We start from the raw sequence: 20667 nt of genomic DNA on the forward strand, positions 1-20667 counted from the left end.
GCGGCGGCTCCGGTGACGGTGGTGGCGGCGATGGCGGCGGCTCCGGTGACGGTGGTGGCGGCGATGGCGGCGGCTCCGGTGACGGTGGTGGGTCCGGCGACGGCGGCACAACTGGTGGTCAAGGCGGCGCTGGCCTCGACTGATCAGGTTGCAGAACGATCAAAGGGCGCGATTATACGCGCCCTTTCCTATGTCGGTTTCTCGAAACCAGAATTCGATAAGCTGGTTGAACTCAGCTTCTTCCGTATACGCCAACCCATCTACGCGGCTGCTTGGGATCCTGCATACGCAGGAACAGATATTGTGTCGCAGACCAGGGTTTAATCTTATTGGTCAGGTTATCTAAGACAAGATCACCCTGGCCAGAACGATAAACCAAAACTGCATGAGCGTTCCGGCGCGTATCCAGTACGGTAGCGATAAGCAGTTTACTGGGATCTATACCTGCCCTGATCAAATCTCTCTTTTTAAGCAGTGCGAAGTCCTCGCAATCTCCGCCCAGAGATGTTGGCAGCGCCCAGCGTTCACGCGTTTTGTACTGCGATTGATCACTCACCGAACGTGTCGAAGCGTTGACCTGCCGGTTGATTTGTTTGACCAGACGCAATTCCTGATGACTGGGAAGCGAAATCGCCGCCTTTTTCGCACAAGCCCAAGTGTATTGTCGGCAAAGTTGCTGAGCTCCGGCCGGCGGCGGTGACGCTGCTACGCTTGGAATAAAGGCAGTTTCTGTCGCATTCGCGTTTGTTCCTGCGACGATCGATCCACAAACCAGCGCAACAAGCCCAATGGTCCGGGCTGAACCCGCAGCAGCGCGCGCAACTAAAGCGTCAAACTTGATGCCGAACGATTTCATGCCTGTTCCTCAATCCATGACCAACGATTGATTGCAGAAGGCCAAGACCATTATCAGTTTCGGGAGCTTATCCGTAAACAGCTAAGCCAGTGCAATCTTAGCTCAGGTTGGGAGGCAAAAGCGGCGGAAATTCGTCACTCAATATGGCCATTTCTGCTCAAGAAAGTGGCATCAAAGGACACAATCTGTGATAGAGCGACCGCTCAATCAGAGGTAATGCGCCCTACAAGCATTTGATTAAAAGTACATTTTTCAACTTAAGAACGACCCCGTGCATGGCAAGGGTGGCTCTATACGTCAATTAAGTGGCAGACGCCTCCACAATCTTGACGGCTTAGTGTTTTTACTCGGATTCGCCTGTTCGGGCCGAGGTGATTCTCACTCAGTGATCTCTACAACAACCAGTTCACGTTCACTTGCCCCGCGAGCGTGATCCAGCGCTTTCTGGTATTCAGGTGAGTGGTAGCAATCCACAGCAGCGTCAACCGACGGGAAACGAGCGACAACATTTCGAGGTCGCTCTTTTCCTTCCAACTGAACATAGCGGGCTGCGCGCGCGATGAATTCACCACCGTGTTTCGCGATCGCCGGACCAGCCAGCTCTGCGTATTTTCCATAAGCCTCGGTGTCAGTCACCGTGACATGTGCGATCCAGAGTGCTGCCAATTTATCCTCCCAATACCTGTTCTGCGGCTTTGATCGCTGCATCGGAATTGGATGCATCTTTGCCACCGCCCTGTGCCATGTCGGGTCGACCACCGCCGCCCTTGCCACCCAATTCAGCTACGGCAGCCTTGACCAGATCAACCGCGGAAACAGTGTCGGTCAGATCTGGGGTCACACCCGCAGCTACCGCTGCCTTGCCACCCGCGTCGGCGATCAGCAGGACTGCCCCCGAACCCAAACGCGCTTTGTGTTCGTCGATTAGTGCGGGCAGATCCTTGCCGGAAACACCGCTCAATGCCTGCGCAAGGAACTTTACACCATTCACATCCCGCGCTTCACTATTGCCACCGGAACCAGGCCCACCGGCCATGGCAAGGTCGCGGCGCAGCTGCGCAACTTCGTTTTGCAACGCTTTGCGCTCATCCAGAAGGGACTTCACGCGTCCGACAACATCATCGGGCTGTGCTTTAAGCTCCAGCGCAACCTGAGCAACCCGTTGATCCTGAGCGGACAGATATTTGAACGCTTCGTCACCGGTCAGAGCTTCGATCCGGCGTACGCCTGCACTGCTGGCACTGTCACCCAGCACAACGAAAGTGCCGATATCGCCCGTCTGGCGAACATGCGTTCCGCCACACAATTCGATCGACCAGGTCTCGCCATCGTGCCCTTTGCCCGTAGGCGCCTTGCCCATCGACACGACGCGAACTTCATCGCCGTACTTTTCGCCAAACAGGGCCTGAGCACCGAGTTCGCGTGCATCGTCCGGTGTCATAATACGTGTTTCAACAGTTGAGTTTTGGCGAATGAAGTCATTCACCTCCCGCTCAACCTTTTTGACTTCTTCAAGCGTCAATGCCTTGGAATGGCTGAAGTCAAATCGTAGACGATCCGCGGCATTCAGCGAACCACGCTGTGCTACATGATCTCCCAATGTCTCCCTCAACGCCTCATGCAGCAAGTGTGTGGCCGAGTGGTTTGCCCGAATGGCGGTCCGGCGTGCATGATCGACCTCAAGTTCCACTGCATCACCCTTACCGATGGTGCCGTGATCAACAGTGATTTTATGCGCGTAGACCTTGCCATCTGCAAATTTTCTGGTGTCATCGACGCGGGCGATATCATTGCGACCCTCCAGGCGACGAATTTCACCGGTGTCGCCGATCTGACCACCCGCTTCCCCATAGAATGGCGTCTGATTGACAATCAGCCAACCGCTGCCACCCTTTTCGATTTTGTCGACCAGCGCACCATCAACGACCAGCGCAGCCACCTGCCCTTCGGCTTTTTCGGTGTCGTAGCCAAGGAAGTCTGTTGCGCCTGCCGTATCCAGAACATCGAACCAGACGGCCTGATCTGCGGATTCACCCGAACCGGCCCATGCCGCACGAGCCTTGGCCTTTTGTTCGGCCATCGCAGCATCAAAACCATCTGTATCGACGGTGCGACCCTTTTCGCGCAAGGCATCCTGTGTCAGGTCCAGCGGAAATCCGTATGTGTCATATAGTTTGAATGCAGCATCCCCGGGCAGCGCCTCGCCTTCCGACAAACCGGAAACTTCATCGTCCAGCAGTTTCAGACCGCGATCAAGGGTCTGCTTAAAGCGGGTTTCTTCCAGCAGCAGTGTCTCTTCGATCAAAGCCTGCGCCTGGCCGAGTTCCGAGTATTGCGCACCCATCAACTGCACCAAGGTTGGCACCAACTGATACATCACCGGATCCTTAGCACCCAGAAGATGTGCGTGGCGCATGGCACGGCGCATGATCCGACGCAGAACATAGCCACGCCCGTCATTCGAAGGCATGACCCCATCAGCAATCAGGAAAGATGTCGACCGCAGGTGGTCTGCAATCACACGATGGTGCACGTTCTGATCCCCATAGGGATCGACATTAGTGACATCTGCCGAAGCCTCGATCAGTGTCTTGAACAGATCGGTGTCGTAGTTGTCGTGGCTACCCTGCAGCAAGGCACCGATCCGCTCGAGCCCCATACCGGTATCGATCGACTGCATGTCGAGTTCCACCATCGAGCCGTCTTCGAACTGCTCGTTCTGCATGAAAACGATGTTCCATATCTCGATGAAGCGGTCACCGTCTTCTTCGGCCGAACCCGGAGGGCCACCCCAGATGTGGTCGCCGTGGTCATAGAAAATCTCGGTGCATGGTCCGCAAGGCCCGGTTGGCCCCATCTGCCAGAAGTTGTCGCTGGTAGCGATACGAATGATCCGGTCCTCGGGGACGCCGACCTTTTTCCAGATTTCGAACGCTTCGTCGTCAGTATGATACACAGTGGTCAGCAGTCGGTTCTTGTCGATGCCAAATTCCTTGGTGATCAACTCCCAGGCAAATGGGATCGCCTCGGGCTTGAAGTAATCACCGAATGAGAAATTGCCGAGCATTTCAAAGAAGGTGTGGTGACGAGCCGTATAACCTACATTGTCCAGGTCATTGTGCTTGCCGCCTGCACGCACACATTTCTGCGCCGTCGTGGCACGCTGATAGTCGCGTGTTTCGACACCAGTGAACAGGTTCTTGAACTGCACCATGCCTGAGTTGACGAACATCAGGGTCGGGTCGTTGCGCGGCACAAGCGGGCTGGACGCGACCACTTCGTGCCCTTGCTTGGCAAAGTAGTTCAGAAAGGTTGAGCGGATATCGTTCAGCGTTGGCATAAGGCTCTCTCAGCGCGCATTCAAATTGTTCTGCGAAGGTTTATCCCCGTCCCCCCGGATAGTCCACAGCATTGGGACCACTAACGAAACAAGGCGGCCCGATTGGACCGCCTTGAGTAAATTGCAGTGGTTCTAATGTCCCCAAAAGGACAGTTAGGCCTCCAGGATATCATCTTCCTCAGCGCTCGGGGGCATGTCGAAATCAAGCCCGTGCGCAGCGCGAATCTTATCCTCGATCTCAAGTGCAGCGCGGCTGTTGTCGCGCAGGTATTGCTTGGCGTTCTCACGCCCCTGCCCGATCCGTTCATCGCCATAGCTGAACCACGAACCCGACTTTTCAACCACGCCTGCTTTTACACCAAGATCCAGCAGTTCGCCCATTTTCGAGATGCCTTCTCCATACATGATGTCGAATTCAACTTGTTTGAACGGCGGTGCAACCTTGTTTTTAACGACCTTCACTCGGGTCTGGTTGCCAACAACCTCATCGCGATCCTTGATCGCGCCAATCCGGCGAATGTCCAGACGAACCGAGCTGTAGAATTTCAGAGCATTACCACCGGTCGTCGTCTCCGGGCTGCCGAACATCACGCCGATCTTCATCCGAATTTGGTTGATGAAGATCACCATACAGTTTGAGCGACTGATCGAGCCGGTCAGCTTACGCATCGCCTGGCTCATCAGGCGGGCCTGAACGCCGACATTACTGTCACCCATGTCGCCTTCGAGTTCGGACTTGGGTGTCAGCGCCGCGACCGAGTCGACAACGACCATGTTGACCGCACCCGAACGTACCAGCGTATCGGTAATTTCAAGCGCCTGTTCGCCGGTATCAGGCTGAGAAATCAGAAGTTCATCCAGATCGACACCCAGCTTACGGGCATATTGAGGGTCTAGTGCATGTTCCGCATCCACGAAGGCACAGACCCCGCCGCGCTTTTGCTGCTCAGCAATACAATGCAGCGTCAGCGTCGTCTTGCCCGAGCTTTCCGGTCCGTAAATTTCAACGATCCGACCCATCGGCAGACCACCGATACCCAGGGCAATGTCCAGCCCCAGTGAACCTGTCGAGCTCGCGTCGATATCTTGCTTGGCATCTTCGCCAAGCTTCATGATCGAGCCTTTGCCAAACTGTCGTTCAATCTGTGCCAGCGCGCTGTCGAGCGCCTTTTGCTTGTCTGCGTTTTTCTTATCGCTCATCGTCAGAAGATCCGCCATTGTCCTGTCGCCTTCTCTTTTGTCACACCCTTGATCGGGCGGCAATCGCTGCTTTGTTCGCCTCTTGTTCCTTATGGGACCAAAAAGAGAACATTTCAATAAAAACTTTATGGACCCACTGTTCTTCAAAGGAGTTAAGGAGTCGTTTACAGCCACGCTTCTCTTGATTTCACGGCCAGCGCAAAGAGTAAGGCATAAGAATTAAGGGCTAATTTTCAGAACAATGCCCCCCGCCAGCAAACAGGTAGAGTGGCCACTTGGATTTACAGCGGGTTCTGCCAACACAAAGTCACAGGCACCCCATAAGCGACCCCATGCACTGGATATCGGACAACGTTTGAACGCCACTCATTGTTCACTCATGAGAAACATTACCTCAAAACACCCCCTATTTTCGATGCAGTCACCATGCAGATACGCATCCGAAAAATTTGGCCCTTGGCCATTCAAACCGAACAATAGTGATCAAATTCGCATACTTTCAGTCCTCGACACTTATGATGGAGGTATAAAACTGCGGCTTCATTGGGAAATAATCTACCGCGTTAAAGAAAGTGAGGATAAAACATCGTCACTATATTTTACTGGATTCTGATACCCATTTAGCGTCGTAATGATCGGGTTATTAAGGTTGGAGTACTATCGTGCATTCTTCGAATGGCGTTGTCGGCAGTCAGGATGAGACCGGCGACTTCATAAATATCTGGCTACTTCTGCGTCGTAACCTGAAGGCCATCGCAATATTGGTCGTTGTCACCGTTGCGCTTACAGCCATTTACATGTCGTCGATCCCGGATCGATATCAAACCAAAGCACAGATGGTGCTGGCCGTATCAGAGACACGTTTCAGTGAAGCGACCGGTCGTATGGAGACCTTTGAATTTGGCCGCGCAAGCGTCGAAACAGAACTGGCCAAGCTTCGTTCCAGAGACTTCGCGGAGCAGGTCGCCGAGCAACTAAGCCTATTTGACAACAGCAGCTTCGTTAACAACATCAGTAAAAGTACGGGCCTTCCGATCCCGGAAGAAATCCACCGCGAAGCCGTAATCGACAAAGTCCTTAGCTCCTACAGCGTGTCCCGTGCCGGAGAGAGCCACGCAGTTACCGTTGAAGGCCGTTCGACCGATCCGGTACTCGCCGCAAGCTTGGCGAACACTGTCATTTCCGTCTATATTGAGAACGAGTTGAGCGGACGCGTCGCTCGTTTGGAAAAGTTCATTTCTGACCTGAAGCGGCGCGTCGGACTACTTGGCGAAGAACTCACTCAAGCTGAAGCAGAACTCGCCGAGTTCATACGCAATGACAGTTTGGACGACGACCAGGTCATGGTGCGTCTCAGAAGCAACGTGGAGCGGGAGAAAGCGATTCTATCTGCCGGTATCGAACAGGGAATTTCGGTAGAAGAAGAGCAAGTTCTGCGGGCACGTGTCGCGGAAGCTGAAGAAAAACTCCAAGTGCGCACGCGCTCGGAACTTTCCCTCCTCCGCAAAGAGCGTGAGATCGAACTTCTGCGCTCGAGGTTTCAGACGGCAATAGACAACCTGAATCTGCTTGAGACACGCATCGGACAGGTTGAGGAAGGTACTGTGCAGGTCTCAGTCGCCCGTGTTCCCATTTCACCTTATGCGCCTAACCGGGTACTCGCATCGCTGCTGGCTGGCATGATGTCGATTATTCTGGGCTTTATTGTCGCCTTGGTTCGGGAAGGTTTGGATCGAACTATCAGAAATGAACAGCAGATACTCAAAGCTACCGGGCTGCGAAATCTCGGCTACTTCACTAAGCAAATTAGCTCAGATGCCAATTCTGAGCATGTAATCGAGGATCTGCTGAACAACCCGCGATCCCCTTTGGCCGAGGCCGCCCGCGGCGTGTTGACTAACTGTATCAAATTTCAGGATGCGAAGATCATCCTGATTACTTCCGGCCTCCCGAACGAGGGGAAATCCCTCGTCAGTTCGGTGCTTGCTGCGTCCGCTGCCGCAGATGGTATGGATACGCTGCTGATCGATCTCGACACACATCGACGAGGGTCTACCAAGCTGCTTTTTTCAAACCCTGATGACGTGCAACGATCAGACATCTACGGTGATAACCTGATTGTGCAACCGGTGCCGATCGCGGCTCAAGCAGCGGGTACTCTGGACCTGATTACTGTCGAGTCTCCAACCCGCGAACTCACAGATGCCGCCGACAACAAACTGAGAAAGCTTCGGGATGCGCTCACTGCGAGGTACGACCTGATTGTGATCGATACTCCTCCGGCGCTGATTTTGGATGAGGTTTATCGCAACGATGCTTTGGTAGATGCGGTATTGCTGGTCGCGCGTTGGGGAAAAACCAGACAAGACGCCTTTGGGACCGTCGCTCGACGCCTTTCTCTTGCCGGGTTCAACGTTTTGGGGACAATTCTAAATGATGTGGACCCCAAGAAATTCCGTTGGATCGGTTACGATGGATACTACGGGAGCTACGACGACTACTAATCCACCTTCAACGAGTGATCTTGTGGCTGTCCGGCCCAGGATCACTAGAACCCCAGCGGCTCGCGAGACCGCAAACCACAATTTCTCGCGCGATTTGTAAAAACATTGGTGATCAGTATCAGTATTCGGAGTGTCAATTGATGGAACGCAAAGCTGAACCACAGCTTCGACAAGGACTACTCATTGTTGTTATCGCTCTCGGCGCTGCGGTCATTCAGTCCGTTTTTCAGCTGTACGATGTGTTTTTGTCAAAAGACTCAATAGGCTACATAAATGCAGAAGCTTATCGAGGTGTCGTCTATCCAGCATTCCTCGACTTATTTGAGTCTCTGGCGCATCCGCTTCGTGCCGCGGTGATTGCCCAGACTTGGTTGTTTTCGATTGCTGCAGCTGTGCTTGCGGTCACATTTGCAAAGTTCTCAGGAAAGCCCAACCTGGGCTTGCTTCTGATCCTGTTGCTCATCGTCAACCCGATGACTTACTATTTTAACAACAGCATCTTAACGGAGTCCCTATTCCAAAGCTCACTCTGTCTGTTTTTAGCGGCCATCATACGCTTGTGCTATAAATTGGACTGGAAGTCTTGCGCGTTGCTGGGCCTGTCTGCTGGCCTGATGGTTATCAGCCGCCCCGTTGGATATGCTGCTTTGCCAGCACTGGTTGTGACACTGATTGCAAGCGGATTTCTGAACCACAAAAAAATCTGGAAAGCCGCTGTAGTTTCAATTGCCAGCGTGGTTCTCGTACTGGCAGCCGAAAAGTTCGCTTATGCTCTCTATCAGGATGCCGAGCGTGAAAGTGTTCTTGGAAACGTGCTGTTTTCCAAAAGTGGTGTCATTTCAGCGGGCGAAAGCCCCTATCCTGCCGAAGATCCGCGGACCGAGATCTGGAACTTTCTTGAATACGGCGAAGCACGGGCAGCGCGAGAGGCAATCGCCAAAGCTCCGCCTGGCCACATCTCGTTTTTCATCCTACATGGATACGAGGCTGACATGCTGTTCAGATACAAGAAAGACGAACTGGCTGCCTTGGCCGAACAAGCCGGTCGACCTCAGCGACAGTTGATGGGCGAAGTTGGGGCGGAAAGGCTTAAGCGGAACATTTCTGGCTTCTTGTCTCTACCGCTCAAGCACTACATCGCGCACTGGCAACCATTCTACTACGCGATTTCGCAAGAAGAGATCGACGACTACATTGCAGTCAACTCGCCGCTACCCATGGACAATGCCTCTGGCCGCTTTAACAGAGATGTCTATACGCCACCCTACGCAACAGCAATTCACATCGTACTGGCGATCGGCTGGGTGATTTCCGTAACAATACTTGTGCTGTCGGTGCTTTGTTTCGGAAAAAACTGGAATGGACGGCGAATGCTAACGTGTGCAGGCTTAGCTGTTCTTTTGCTGCACGGATTGCTGTTATTGTCTTCTATAGTATCGATCGCTGCGGTTCGCTATCTCGCGGTTCTTTGGCCTATCGTCGCTGTCGTCATGTGCGCTGGTATTGTTTTGATTTTAGAGCTGAAGGTGTCGGGGCGGCAGGCTGCGGAACCTGATCCTGAATTGAGCAGTTAGAACTAATTGTAAATTGCATGTGTCTGTCTCTGTCGAGAAGTCTGTTTCAGATGGCACCTGTGGTAAAAAGTGAAAGAGTTGAGGTATGAAAAAAGCTGGTTTTCGGGACTATGTCTCGCTTGCGCGAATAGACCATTGGTTCAAAAACATATTTATCCTCCCGGGCGCGATACTTGCATGGATCATGGGAGCGCAGGTCGACGCGGGTATTCTTGTAAATCTGCTGATCGGCATATTTTCGATATGCTTGATCGCGTCTGCCAACTACACGATCAATGAATGGCTGGACCGTGAGTTTGATCGCCATCATCCACTTAAGAAAGAAAGAGCCTCTGTTGTAACAGATGTGGACGGGCGCATTGTGTTTTTGCAATGGGCCGGTCTGAGCATCGTAGGGCTTGTTCTGGCTTTCTCGATCAATTTCCCCTTCTTTCTGACGGCCCTCGCCCTTTTGATCATGGGGGTCATTTACAACGTCAAACCTATTCGATCCAAAGACCGGGCATATCTTGATGTGCTGAGTGAGGCGATCAACAACCCAATCCGGTTCTTTGCCGGATGGTACATACTTGTCCCGCCAATCGTGGCGCCGTCCAGCGTCTTGATTTCATATTGGTTTGGCGGCGCATATCTTATGGCGATCAAGCGTTTTGCCGAGTATCGAACGATCGATGACCCCAGCCGCGCAGCGCTCTATCGTGCGTCCTTCAAGAACTATGATGAATCAAAGCTGCTAGTTTCCGCAGTAGTCTATGCGATCCTCTCGACTGCATTTCTCGGAGTGTTCCTGACGAAGTACAAGGTAGAATTGCTTCTATCGCTACCTTTCGTGGCTATGCTGTTCGGGCGTTACCTTTTTGTTGGGCTCGCGAAAGACTCCATCGCGCAAGCGCCCGAGAACCTGTATAAACAAAAGGGATTGGTTGCTCAGGTTCTGATACTGGTTGTCGTCATGTTCGTCCTTTTGCAGATAAAACTGCCCTTCCTTGAAGAGATGCTGGAAATCAAAGCTGTAGGCACTTGAATGACGCGTCAGAGGCCAACGTTCATTTTGCTTCCACTGAACTTTATCGGCGGGCTCATAGCTCTGGGTGTACATCTGGTCGTTATGTCCCTGCTGATCATGTTCACCGAGATAAATGCGGTGGTGGCCAGCGTGATTGGCTTCTTTTGCGCGATACCTGTGAATTATATATTTCAGCGAAAGATAGTGTTTCGATCGTCGGCCAGAGTCGGCCTTCAGTTTTTGACCTACACCAGCGTTACGATGATATCGGCTGTGTTGAATGCCATTTTATTTGCCGGGTTGTGGAAAATTCTGCAGCCGAACTATATCTTAACCCAGATAATCGTAACCGCGGTCATTTTCTTGCTGAATTTTTTTGTCAACAAGAACATCACATTCGCGCGGAGACGCTAACATGACTTCTGCGCATCTATCCTCTGTTCCAGCTACAGCGCCTGATCTGGTTGTTTTTGACCTCGACCAGACGATTACAACAAATGACACATACGTCTACTTTCTACTGAGCGTTCTGCGCAAAAGACCCTTGCGCCTGATCTATTGCATTCCCCTGCCCTTTGCCGTCGCGATGCATAAGATGGGTTTCCGGAACAACACGTGGCTCAAGAGAGTTTTTCTGCGTGCTATCTGTGGCGGATGTGAACGTGAGTTCGTTGAACAGCTTGGTAACGAGGTCGCCGGACGTGTGATCTCGAAAAAGCTCAGACCCGGCGCTATTCCGGTGTTGGAGAGACACAAAAATCGCGGTGATCGGATAGCCATCGCAACGGCGAGCATTGATATCTACGCCCTCGCAATTGCAGAGAAACTGGGCATTGATAAGGTAGACGTGCTTTGCACACAGGCACAGTGGAGCGGAAGTAAACTGACCGGTGATCTGGCCTCACAAAACCTTTATGGTTCGAACAAGACGCGAGCGGTACAGAATTGGGCAGAGTCTGCAGGTCGTTCCGACATTGATGTGGCTTACAGCGACCACCATTCGGATTTTTCATTACTTGAATCCGCCAGGCACGGTGTTGCTGTTAATCCGAATGATCGCCTGATGAAGCTGGCGTCCGAAGCCGATTTAGAAGTAGTTGATTGGAATGTGATTGGTTAAGAAATGGTTGATGTTGCTCAAAGTTTAGAACTCGGATCGTCTGCTACCTGTTGGTTATGCGGACAGCACACGTTGGTAACGGTGCGCGAAAGTAGTCTTCCCCAGGATATATCAAAGGATAATTTTAAGATCTCCAATTCAGACTATGGAGTTACAGCATCTATAGATCGCTGCTCCAATTGCGGGTTCCATCAGTGCACCGACATGATGGATGTTCTTCAGTTTTATGAAGACATGGACGATCCCGGATATGAAGAAACGCGCGAGCAACGCGCGTTGCAGGAACGTGCGCTTCTGAAATGCTTGCCGCAACCGACTGCAAGCAAACCACTGCGCTTGCTCGATGTGGGTGCCGGTTCAGGTATTCTTGTCGAAGAGGCTCTTGAAATGGGATTTGATGCGATTGGTGTTGAGCCATCGCAGAGCCTGCAGGAAACAGCAAATGACCTTGGTATTCCTGTTCTGAAGGGCGTACTTCCACATCCTGAAATCTCGGGGAAATTTGATCTTATTACCATCGTGGACGTGATCGAACACGTCCCCGATCCGGTAGGCCTCATAGCGACGGCCGCAGAGTTGTTGTCCGAGAATGGTACTTTGATCGTCGTTACGCCCGACCGCCTTTCATTGGTCGCAAGGCTGATGGGACGCCAGTGGTGGCATTACCGTGTCGCGCATATCGGCTATTTTGATCCTAAAACTCTTAACTTCGCACTCGAGAGAGCGAACTTAAGACAGACAGAATTCCGTCGACCGACCTGGTACTTTCCGATCAACTACTTGGTGGAAAGAACGCTTAGCTATTTTCCGAAATGGATGCGTTTCAAGTTCCCTGACTTTATCGGTCAGCTCGTTGTCCCGCTAAATCTTCGAGATTCAATGATCGTCGGAGCGCAGAAAATTTCAAAAGACTGAGCTTGCTCGCACAGGTGTTCAGTCACTAACATTTTCAGTCTGATGGGATGTCGCGCTCATGTATAGTTCATTGCGGTTCCTTAGAAACCCGCGCCCACGTTCGCAGGAACGGTCTGGGCTTCTCTTTCGTGGTTTGCTTCTCATTCTGCTTTACACCCCGGCCAACCTAGCTCTCGCCGAGGATAATGTCGGACAAAAAACCTTCCCTCCCCAGCTTCCGGATGGTCAACAACGGGCATTTCCTACTGCCGAAGGACACGGCGCAGCCGCCAAAGGGGGTCGTGGTGGCCGAGCTATCTATGTAACGAATACAGATGAGTTTGGCCCAGGATCTTTGCGGGACTGTATTCAAGATCGCGGACCAAGAACCTGTATCTTCAGGGTCAGCGGAACCATTGTTTTGGAAAGACAGTCACTGGTTGCTGTAAATCCATACCTGACGATAGCAGGTGAAACTGCTCCGGGCGGTGGCATCGCAATTCGCAACGGCCCCCTTCAATTGCGCCCGTCGTTGGAAATCCATACCCATGACGTAATCGTCCGGCACGTGCGTATCCGCCCCGGCCCCCATGAAGTAAAGTCATGCTGCTCGGGTGCAATCGGAGTATATACCCGAGCAAGCCGCGATATCATCTTCGACCATATCTCGGCCAGCTGGGGCAGCGACGAAACGATGGACTCCGAGTTTGCCGAACGGTTGACTGTACAATGGAGCATCTTCAGCGAACCGTTATTGAGTGGTGGTCCCGGCAAAAGCAATCGCGCTCGCAACATGCTCCTGACCAAAGGTGGCAACTTCAGCGTTCATCACAACCTGTTTTCTCATAGCATTTTCAGAAACCCACAGATTTCACCGCAGGAACCGGGAACGACCATCGAGATCGTGAACAACCTGATGTACTCGCCGCGATGGCAATACGTGGTCGCACTAGACAATCACTGGGTTGAAGTGGCGGCAAATATTATCGGAAACCTGAAGCTCACGGGCAAGAACATAGCTTCAGACCAGCTGGTGCATCTATTCGACGGTGGCGAACACGGCTATCGGCTGTTTCTGAAAGACAACATCGACGAAGACAATCGCGCGGACAGTAGCCTGCCCGAAGAGCTTGTTCTGGCTCCAGAACATCGAGAATACGTGGTCGATACACCAGTCGTAACACCGTTAGTCGAAGCTGATCCGGCGTCATCTGTGTACGAAACAGTCTTGCAAAACGCGGGAGCGACACGCCCTGAGAGAGACAGTGTTGACGAACGCGTTCTCGATGAAGTTCGGGCGCGTTCCGGTCGCATACTCAAAAGAAATCCTGAAAAAGTAGACGGATGGCCCGAGCTGATCAGCACCGTGCCATATGACGATCTAGATCAGGACGGCATCGCTGATGACTGGGAGCGGGACAAGGGACTGAACCCCGAAGATCAAAGTGATGGAGCACTCGATCGCGATGGTGACGGTTGGACAAATCTGGAAGAGTTTCTTCATGAATTGGCCGGCGACGGTGTAGGAATGTAAGTAACGGGTCAATCACGGTAAATTTGTTATGCTCCCGTGACCGAGACGCCGCCTGTATATGATTGAGAGTAGAAGAGATGATGAAAGGAGCACTTAGTCTAAACCGGCCCAAAACGTCGCTTGAACAAGCTGAGCTTTTTTGCGCCGTTCTGGGGGTTTTGTTTAGCACTTTCATCTCATTCCGCGCTCCATTCATACTCTTTACCGCCAGTGATTTCTTTTTGACCGTGTCCCTGATGCTGCGGTGTACGCGCAGCATTCCCAAATTCCCCATTCATTCGGCCACCTCAATGTGGATGCTGGGTGTTGGTATGGTCGTTGCGGGGTTGCTGATCGGAGGCATTGCCCACGGCAATCCTGAGAATGCCTTTGTTGTAATCGTGCAGTATTTCTTTTCACTGGTTTTGCTTCCGCTGGCGATTTTAGGCCGCCCCTATAAAGAGGCTGTATTGCTGGCAAAGGTCGGAGTCGTCTCAATTGGCCTCAATTGCCTGATCGGAATGATCGCCTATGCCGTCGGATATTCAACCAAGGAAGGTCGGCAGTTCATATTGGTAAGTGGAAACAGACGGGTTACGGGGCTTGTGGACAACCCCAACGGCTTGGCTGGCCTTATTGTGCTGTGGTTCCCAATTCTGTGGTATCTGGGCCTCGCACGAGCGTTCCGACCGGCTGTTTTTCTGGGCTTCTTCGCACTGACGTTCATAACATTGATCTTCACAAGCTCGAACTCCAGCCTTGCGGGCGCCTTCATCTGCGCCCTTATCTATTTGCTATTACTAGGTAAATTCAAAGTCTTCCTGATATGGACGACAGCTATCACTTGCATTGTTGCAATCGGTTTACGATGGGCTGAACTCATTCTTCCCCCTACTTTCAGGAGAAGAGTGCTGACACCGATCTTAGAAGGTGATCTGCAGGAAGCAGGTACATTCGACGACCGTGCAGACCTAATGGTCGAAGCATGGCGACTTCTCCCGGACTACATGCTAATCGGCATGGGCGGAGGTCGATATCGCGAGGTCAGCGCTGACAATATTTCCGTCCATAACCTGTACCTTCTGCTCGCAAACGAAGGTAGTTTGATGGCCTTGTTCGGCCTGGCGCTGATCTTTCTGGCCGCGATAGTCTCCGCTTTGCTGGTAAAGTCAGATACGCCACACAAAGCACTGGGCCGTGCCACCGTAATCACGATTACCCTGACATTTGCGGCATTGGCAATGAACTTCACCCATGTATATCAGAGAGGGATTCTGGTCCCTTGGATTGTGTCGATAGGTCTGCTTTCGGTCCATAGAATGGCGCATAGCCGACAATGACCTAACCCCTCACTGATGTTTCTGCACTTCTGAGTACAATACTGTCTGTAGTGGTCCACCTGACCCGCCCCTCATTCAGGTCCAACTAGCTGAGTTGCTGAAGCACCGCTTCGGTCAATTGGTTAAGGGAAAACGGTTTGGGCAGAAATGTCGAATTGGGAAGCTCGGGCCCTGAGTCACCAAATGCACCTTCAGTGTATCCAGACATGAACACCACTCGGACATCGGGTCGTGTTTCCATCGCCTTTTTGACCCAGGTCGGCCCGTCCATGCCCGGCATTACAACATCAGTAACAAACACATCCACGTTCAGCTCGGAATCTTCCAGCAACTTCAACGCATCTTCTGCGGATTCCGCCTCAAGCACAGTGAAACCCTTGAGGCGTAACGCCCGCGTGGCAAAGGCACGCACCGGTGCTTCGTCCTCGACCAAAAGAACCACCCCTTCGCCCTGACGCGATGAATGAACATCCGGAGTGTTTTGCTCGCTCGTTTCGGTGCTTTCTCTCGCTGCACAAACCGGCAGGAACACGGTAAATTCCGTTCCTTTGCCTGCGATACTGTCAACAAAAATGAAACCGCCGGTCTGTTTCACGATACCGTAGGCGGTCGACAAGCCCAGACCCGTGCCCTCTCCGGTCCTTTTTGTGGTGTAGAACGGTTCGAATACTTTTTGCAGCTTGTCGGCGGGAATACCGACGCCACTATCGATGACCTTAACGGTCACATATTCACCAACCGGTACTGTGGCACGATCCCTAGCAATGGCCTGATTGACGATCAAAACTTCGGTTTCAATTCGGATTTCCCCACCTTCCGGCATTGCGTCACGGGCATTGACGACGAGATTCATCAAAACCTGTTCCAGCTGTCGTTTATCAGCTCGGACTGGCTTGAGAACTGGATCGTGGCTGAGGGTCAGTCTGATCTTTTCCCCCACCAGACGGTTCAACAAATGGATTAGATCCGAAATCGTATCCCGTAGATCAAGCACTTCTGGCCGCAGCGTTTGCTTACGGGAAAACGCGAGCAGTTGGCTGACCAACGCAGCTGCTCGGTTGGCGTTTTGGTTGATCTGAACCAGATCACCATAATTCGGGTCACTCTGATCGTGTCGCAACAACAACAGATCACAATGCCCTGATATCGCGGTCAGTAAGTTGTTGAAATCATGGGCAACGCCGCCAGCAAGCTGCCCTACCGCCTGCATTTTCTGTCCTTGCACGAATTGCGCCTCGAGCGTTTTCAATTCAGTGGCATCATTTAGGACAGCTATGAGCCCTACTTGTCCGTCCACAATCGTACGAGCAAGCGTGACTTGTACGAAGACCTCTTTGTCCTTCCTGCTCAACCTCAGAAATTCCGATCTTGGTACAACGTCTTGCATTGCGGTCTGTGCCAACCATTCACGAACCGGATGGCCCAAACCGTGCATGATGCTTTCGATATTGGTCTCGCCGCAGCCTGTCTCTCCAACCAGCTTTGCGGCAAGCCGATTGGTCTCCAGTATCTCTCCGGTTGGTGACAGCCGCATCACCGGTACAGGTAGATCAGCGAACGGAGTGGAATACTGACCTTCCAGCGTCTCCTGAAACGGGATTAGGATTACATCCCTACCCGATCCATAGCGGCGCACCTCCGAAGCTATCACGCGTGTTTCTCCGCTTGGGGTCTGAATTCGAGTGACTTTTGCCTTGTCGGAAAGCGGTTCAGACAAGATCACATCCAATGCTGCAGGTGCAAACCCGATCAATTCCCGTGCTGCAATATTCATGTCCAGAATAACATCACTGCGCCCCAAAGTAAGCACGGGCAATGAGATCCTTGCCCATTGACCCTGTTCAGCGATCCTAAGGCGCCAGTAAATCAGTCCACCACCAAGAGAGTACGCGGACATCGGAACTGTGCGACCCTTGGTTACAATGTCTTCACGTGTTTGTCCCTGAACCTCCGCTAGAGATTGCAGTCGTGTCAGGATCGCGGATGGATTGGCGAAGAGGGATCTCAAACAGACATCCAGCCGTGTTCCAGCAACGGCGTTGAACCTGTTTTTTGCAGACCTGTTTGCCACAAGAATTTCACCCTGAGCATCAGCGATGAAACAAGGCTCATCCTCCTTTTCAACGAAGGTTGAGAGGAGTGCTTTGACCTGCTGCGATGAGCGAACTGCAATCCACTCTTTTAGGGTGACGGCCGCCGTTGCTACCAACACGGACACACCGATGATCAGAATTATCGGATTCCAATTGGCAGGAAGCACTTCAAAGACTGGAAGAGCGCACATCAGTACGGCGAGCACAGTTATCGGGACCAGGCGAGTAACATCGGGAAGATGACGGTCGGACAGATCGGGAAACGGTGCAGCGGTATCGGACATCAACAACCTAAATCAGAATTTGCACGCCGATAACGACCTGCAATTGGTTAACCGCCGCTTAACGGGATACCGGCGACGAAATCTTCTATAGGTTGTGTTGTAAAATCTACGCTCTCGTCAAGTGTGCTGAGAAGAAACCATCGGCCCCTTGTGTAACCAGCCACGTATTTTGAAACCCGACGCTCCAATCAGAGTTTTCCTTCAAAAACGTCGCTATGACAGCCTGGTTTTCAGCATTCAGCATTGAACACGTTGCATACGCCAATGTTCCATCCCGCTTTAGCAAGCCAGAAGCTGTCTCAAGGATCCTTGTTTGGATTGAGAACAACTCCTTCAGTTGCTCCGCAGTCAAAGACCACTTGCCCGCAGGTGCGCGACGCCACGACCCGCTTCCAGAACACGGCACGTCTGTAAGCACAAGATCAAAGGGGGCTTTCTTTTCAACGTCATCAGCGGTCAACACCGAGATATTTGCCCCTGCGCGCTGGGCGCGCGCAGGCAGATCGCGCATACGCCCTGGATTGGCATCATGCGCATAAACCTGAACGCCCTTATGTGCGGCCAGTGCCAGCGCTTTACCACCACCACCCGCGCAGTAGTCCAAGACACGCATGCCGGGTTGCAAGGGCAATGCGGCTACGACCGCCTGACTAGCCGCGTCCTGTAGTTCAACCAGCCCTTGTGTATAGGCACGGCATTGTGAGATTTTTCGTGCGCCCACTGTCACCTCAAGCGCGGTATCGCACGCTGGGTGTTCAACGGCGGTGATGCCATCGGCCTCAAGCAAACCTATTGCTTCCGCCACATCCGTTTTGGCAACATTTACACGCAAGTGAACAGGCGCTCTGTTCTGCAGTGCCATTGCGGCTGCCTCTACCTTTTCCCCTAGCGACTGCTTGAATTCCGGCCAGAGCCAGTCAGGGATGTCATAGCGCTCTGCATCGCTGATGAACTCACGCGCATTCTCGGTACCATCAACTGGCTCCGGCGCGTACCGTTCCCCCGAGAACAAGACACTCGGGTCGGTCCCTGCAGCACGTACCGAGCCAAGCATGAGCCCTCGGCCAGTCCCGGATCCACCCTGCGCGGCGAAGGATCGCTTGTGCCGTAGTGCATCGAAAACATGATCTCGGATGGCCGCCCGATCCTTGGACCCGGCAAACCGGCTGCGACGCGCCCAACCTGTCAACGCCTTCTCTACCGGCGCGCCGGCAAGAATATCGTCAAGAATTTCGATCGAGGCCTGAACACGCGCGGCAGGGGTCATTGCAATTCCCTAGTTTGATATAAACCGGAACCGGATGGATCCGACATTCATAACGCAAAACGGCGCCCCGGTAGGAGCGCCGCATTTACTTTCATATGGTTCACATTACCCGGTAGTTCGGGCTTTCACGCGTGATCTGAACGTCATGCACGTGGCTTTCTTTCAAGCCAGCACCAGTGATTTTGACAAAGTTACAGTTGCGGCGCATTTCATCCACTGTCGCGCATCCAGTGTATCCCATTGCAGCACGCAATCCACCGACGAGCTGATGAATAACTGCACTGGCTGAACCTTTGTAAGGCACCTGCCCCTCGATACCTTCAGGAACCAGTTTGTCGTTGGCCGCATCCTTTTGGAAATAACGGTCCGCAGATCCTCGGGCCATTGCCCCAAGGCTGCCCATACCGCGATAGGATTTGAACGAACGGCCTTGATAAAGGATCACCTCGCCCGGGCTTTCATCCGTTCCAGCAATCATCGAACCCACCATGGCACAGGACGCGCCCGCAGCGATGGCCTTGGCGAAATCGCCCGAGAACTTTATGCCGCCATCAGCGATGACCGGCACATCACCCGCGGCTGCCGCACAATCCATAATCGCGGTTAACTGAGGCACACCGACACCGGCAACCATTCGGGTTGTGCAGATCGAGCCAGGACCAATACCCACTTTGATCGCATCCGCACCTGCATCAATAAGCGCTTTCGCAGCATCTCCGGTTGCAACGTTGCCAGCAATGATCTGCACTTCGTTCGAAAGCGTTTTCACTCGTTTCACCGCATCCAGGACACCCTGCGAATGTCCATGAGCCGTATCGACGACAATGATGTCAGCGCCCGAGTCTACCAGCAGTTCCGAACGTTCAAATCCGGCATCACCTACCGAAGTTGCAGCTGCGACCCGCAGACGACCCAAACGGTCTTTGCAAGCGGTTGGGTTCAGAACAGCCTGTTCGGTGTCTTTCAAGGTCAGAAGACCGGTCAACTTGCCTTCGGCGTCGACCACCAGCAGCTTTTCAATACGGCGGGCCTTCATCAGGCTCTTGGCTTCTTCAAGATCCGCAGGTTCACGCAGCATCGCCAGATTATCAGTCGTCATCATGGCTTTGATCGGAGTGTCATCAGATGTCGCGAACCGCATGTCCCGGTTCGTGACGATGCCCAGAACCCGACCATCGTCTTCAACGACTGGGAAACCCGTGAAATTGTAGCGCTGAACCAACGCCTTGGCGTCAGCCAACGTCTGATCCGCCCGCAGTGTGACGGGGTTGTAAACGATGCCGGATTCAAAGCGTTTGACACGCCGTACTTCGCGCGATTGCTCTTCAGCGGACAGGTTCTTGTGGATGACCCCGATACCGCCAGCCTGCGCCATGGCAATCGCCATTCTCGCCTCGGTCACCGTATCCATTGCCGAGCTGAGCAAAGGGATATTCATGGTGATTTCACGCGTCACGCGCGTGGCGGTATCCGCCGTCGCCGGCAGCACCGACGAAGCCGCCGGAACCAATAGAACGTCGTCAAAGGTGAGTGCCTCACGAATCTGCATCTGATTACCCCATGCAAAAGCCCGTTTGGCGGTGACCCTATTACATGGATTCAGCCGAAGGAAAAGCCCCTGAACCCAAGTTGTTTCGGGCTGCGCGCCGATGCCATGCCGGAAAACGACGCAAGCT

At 52.8% G+C, this 20667-nt stretch carries 15 protein-coding genes; 8 read left to right on the plus strand and 7 right to left on the minus strand.

Features of this window, described 5'->3' with window-relative positions:
* Positions 1-232: 232 nt before the first annotated feature.
* The 4 genes from ACR0IO_RS00005 to recA all read right to left on the minus strand — a co-directional run bounded on the left by ACR0IO_RS00005 (position 233) and on the right by recA (position 5414).
* The gene (locus ACR0IO_RS00005; RefSeq protein WP_480738364.1) at positions 233-856 is read right to left on the minus strand and encodes a transglutaminase-like cysteine peptidase; all 624 of its coding nucleotides are present in this window, start codon (positions 854-856) and stop codon (positions 233-235) included.
* Between the two features lie 378 nt (positions 857-1234).
* A complete protein-coding gene (locus tag ACR0IO_RS00010; RefSeq protein ID WP_155141852.1) occupies positions 1235-1522 on the minus strand; it encodes a DUF1330 domain-containing protein in 288 nt (95 codons plus the stop codon).
* A gap of 1 nt (position 1523) precedes the next feature.
* Positions 1524-4196: an alanine--tRNA ligase gene (alaS, locus tag ACR0IO_RS00015; RefSeq protein WP_480738367.1), complete on the minus strand. Its 2673-nt coding sequence runs from the start codon at positions 4194-4196 to the stop codon at positions 1524-1526.
* A 153-nt stretch (positions 4197-4349) separates the two neighbouring features.
* On the minus strand, positions 4350-5414 hold the full coding sequence (gene recA, locus ACR0IO_RS00020; RefSeq protein ID WP_170333218.1) for a recombinase RecA: 1065 nt from the start codon (positions 5412-5414) through the stop codon (positions 4350-4352).
* Between the two features lie 644 nt (positions 5415-6058).
* Here recA and ACR0IO_RS00025 point away from each other — a divergent pair.
* The 8 genes from ACR0IO_RS00025 to ACR0IO_RS00060 all read left to right on the plus strand — a co-directional run bounded on the left by ACR0IO_RS00025 (position 6059) and on the right by ACR0IO_RS00060 (position 15347).
* Positions 6059-7900, plus strand: coding sequence for a GumC family protein (locus ACR0IO_RS00025; RefSeq protein ID WP_480738369.1), 1842 nt, complete (start codon positions 6059-6061; stop codon positions 7898-7900).
* A gap of 140 nt (positions 7901-8040) precedes the next feature.
* Positions 8041-9474 (plus strand): hypothetical protein, encoded by a 1434-nt coding sequence (locus tag ACR0IO_RS00030; protein ID WP_480738371.1) that lies wholly within the window; start codon positions 8041-8043, stop codon positions 9472-9474.
* 85 nt (positions 9475-9559) lie between these two features.
* Entirely contained in the window at positions 9560-10498 is a 939-nt protein-coding gene (locus tag ACR0IO_RS00035; protein WP_480738373.1) for a UbiA prenyltransferase family protein, read from the plus strand.
* A complete protein-coding gene (locus ACR0IO_RS00040) occupies positions 10495-10899 on the plus strand; it encodes a hypothetical protein (protein ID WP_480738375.1) in 405 nt (134 codons plus the stop codon). The genes ACR0IO_RS00035 and ACR0IO_RS00040 overlap by 4 nt, the downstream gene beginning before the upstream one ends.
* Complete coding sequence (locus tag ACR0IO_RS00045; RefSeq protein WP_480738377.1) at positions 10896-11600, plus strand: HAD-IB family hydrolase; 705 nt, start codon at positions 10896-10898, stop codon at positions 11598-11600. Before ACR0IO_RS00040 ends, ACR0IO_RS00045 begins: the two co-directional genes overlap by 4 nt.
* A gap of 3 nt (positions 11601-11603) precedes the next feature.
* Positions 11604-12515, plus strand: coding sequence for a class I SAM-dependent methyltransferase (locus ACR0IO_RS00050; RefSeq protein ID WP_480738379.1), 912 nt, complete (start codon positions 11604-11606; stop codon positions 12513-12515).
* Positions 12516-12915: 400 nt separating this feature from the next.
* Positions 12916-14028 (plus strand): hypothetical protein, encoded by a 1113-nt coding sequence (locus ACR0IO_RS00055; protein ID WP_480738381.1) that lies wholly within the window; start codon positions 12916-12918, stop codon positions 14026-14028.
* A 236-nt stretch (positions 14029-14264) separates the two neighbouring features.
* Positions 14265-15347: an O-antigen ligase family protein gene (locus ACR0IO_RS00060; protein WP_480738383.1), complete on the plus strand. Its 1083-nt coding sequence runs from the start codon at positions 14265-14267 to the stop codon at positions 15345-15347.
* Positions 15348-15432: 85 nt separating this feature from the next.
* Here the strand turns inward: ACR0IO_RS00060 and ACR0IO_RS00065 are convergent, their stop codons facing one another.
* The 3 genes from ACR0IO_RS00065 to guaB all read right to left on the minus strand — a co-directional run bounded on the left by ACR0IO_RS00065 (position 15433) and on the right by guaB (position 20540).
* Positions 15433-17724, minus strand: a complete 2292-nt coding sequence (locus tag ACR0IO_RS00065) for a hybrid sensor histidine kinase/response regulator (RefSeq protein WP_480738385.1) — start codon at positions 17722-17724, stop codon at positions 15433-15435.
* Positions 17725-17830: 106 nt separating this feature from the next.
* The gene (locus tag ACR0IO_RS00070) at positions 17831-18991 is read right to left on the minus strand and encodes an RsmB/NOP family class I SAM-dependent RNA methyltransferase (protein ID WP_480738388.1); all 1161 of its coding nucleotides are present in this window, start codon (positions 18989-18991) and stop codon (positions 17831-17833) included.
* Between the two features lie 100 nt (positions 18992-19091).
* On the minus strand, positions 19092-20540 hold the full coding sequence (gene guaB / locus ACR0IO_RS00075; RefSeq protein ID WP_480738390.1) for an IMP dehydrogenase: 1449 nt from the start codon (positions 20538-20540) through the stop codon (positions 19092-19094).
* Positions 20541-20667 lie beyond the last annotated feature (127 nt).

Source organism: Ruegeria sp. CE12 (assembly GCF_056537525.1).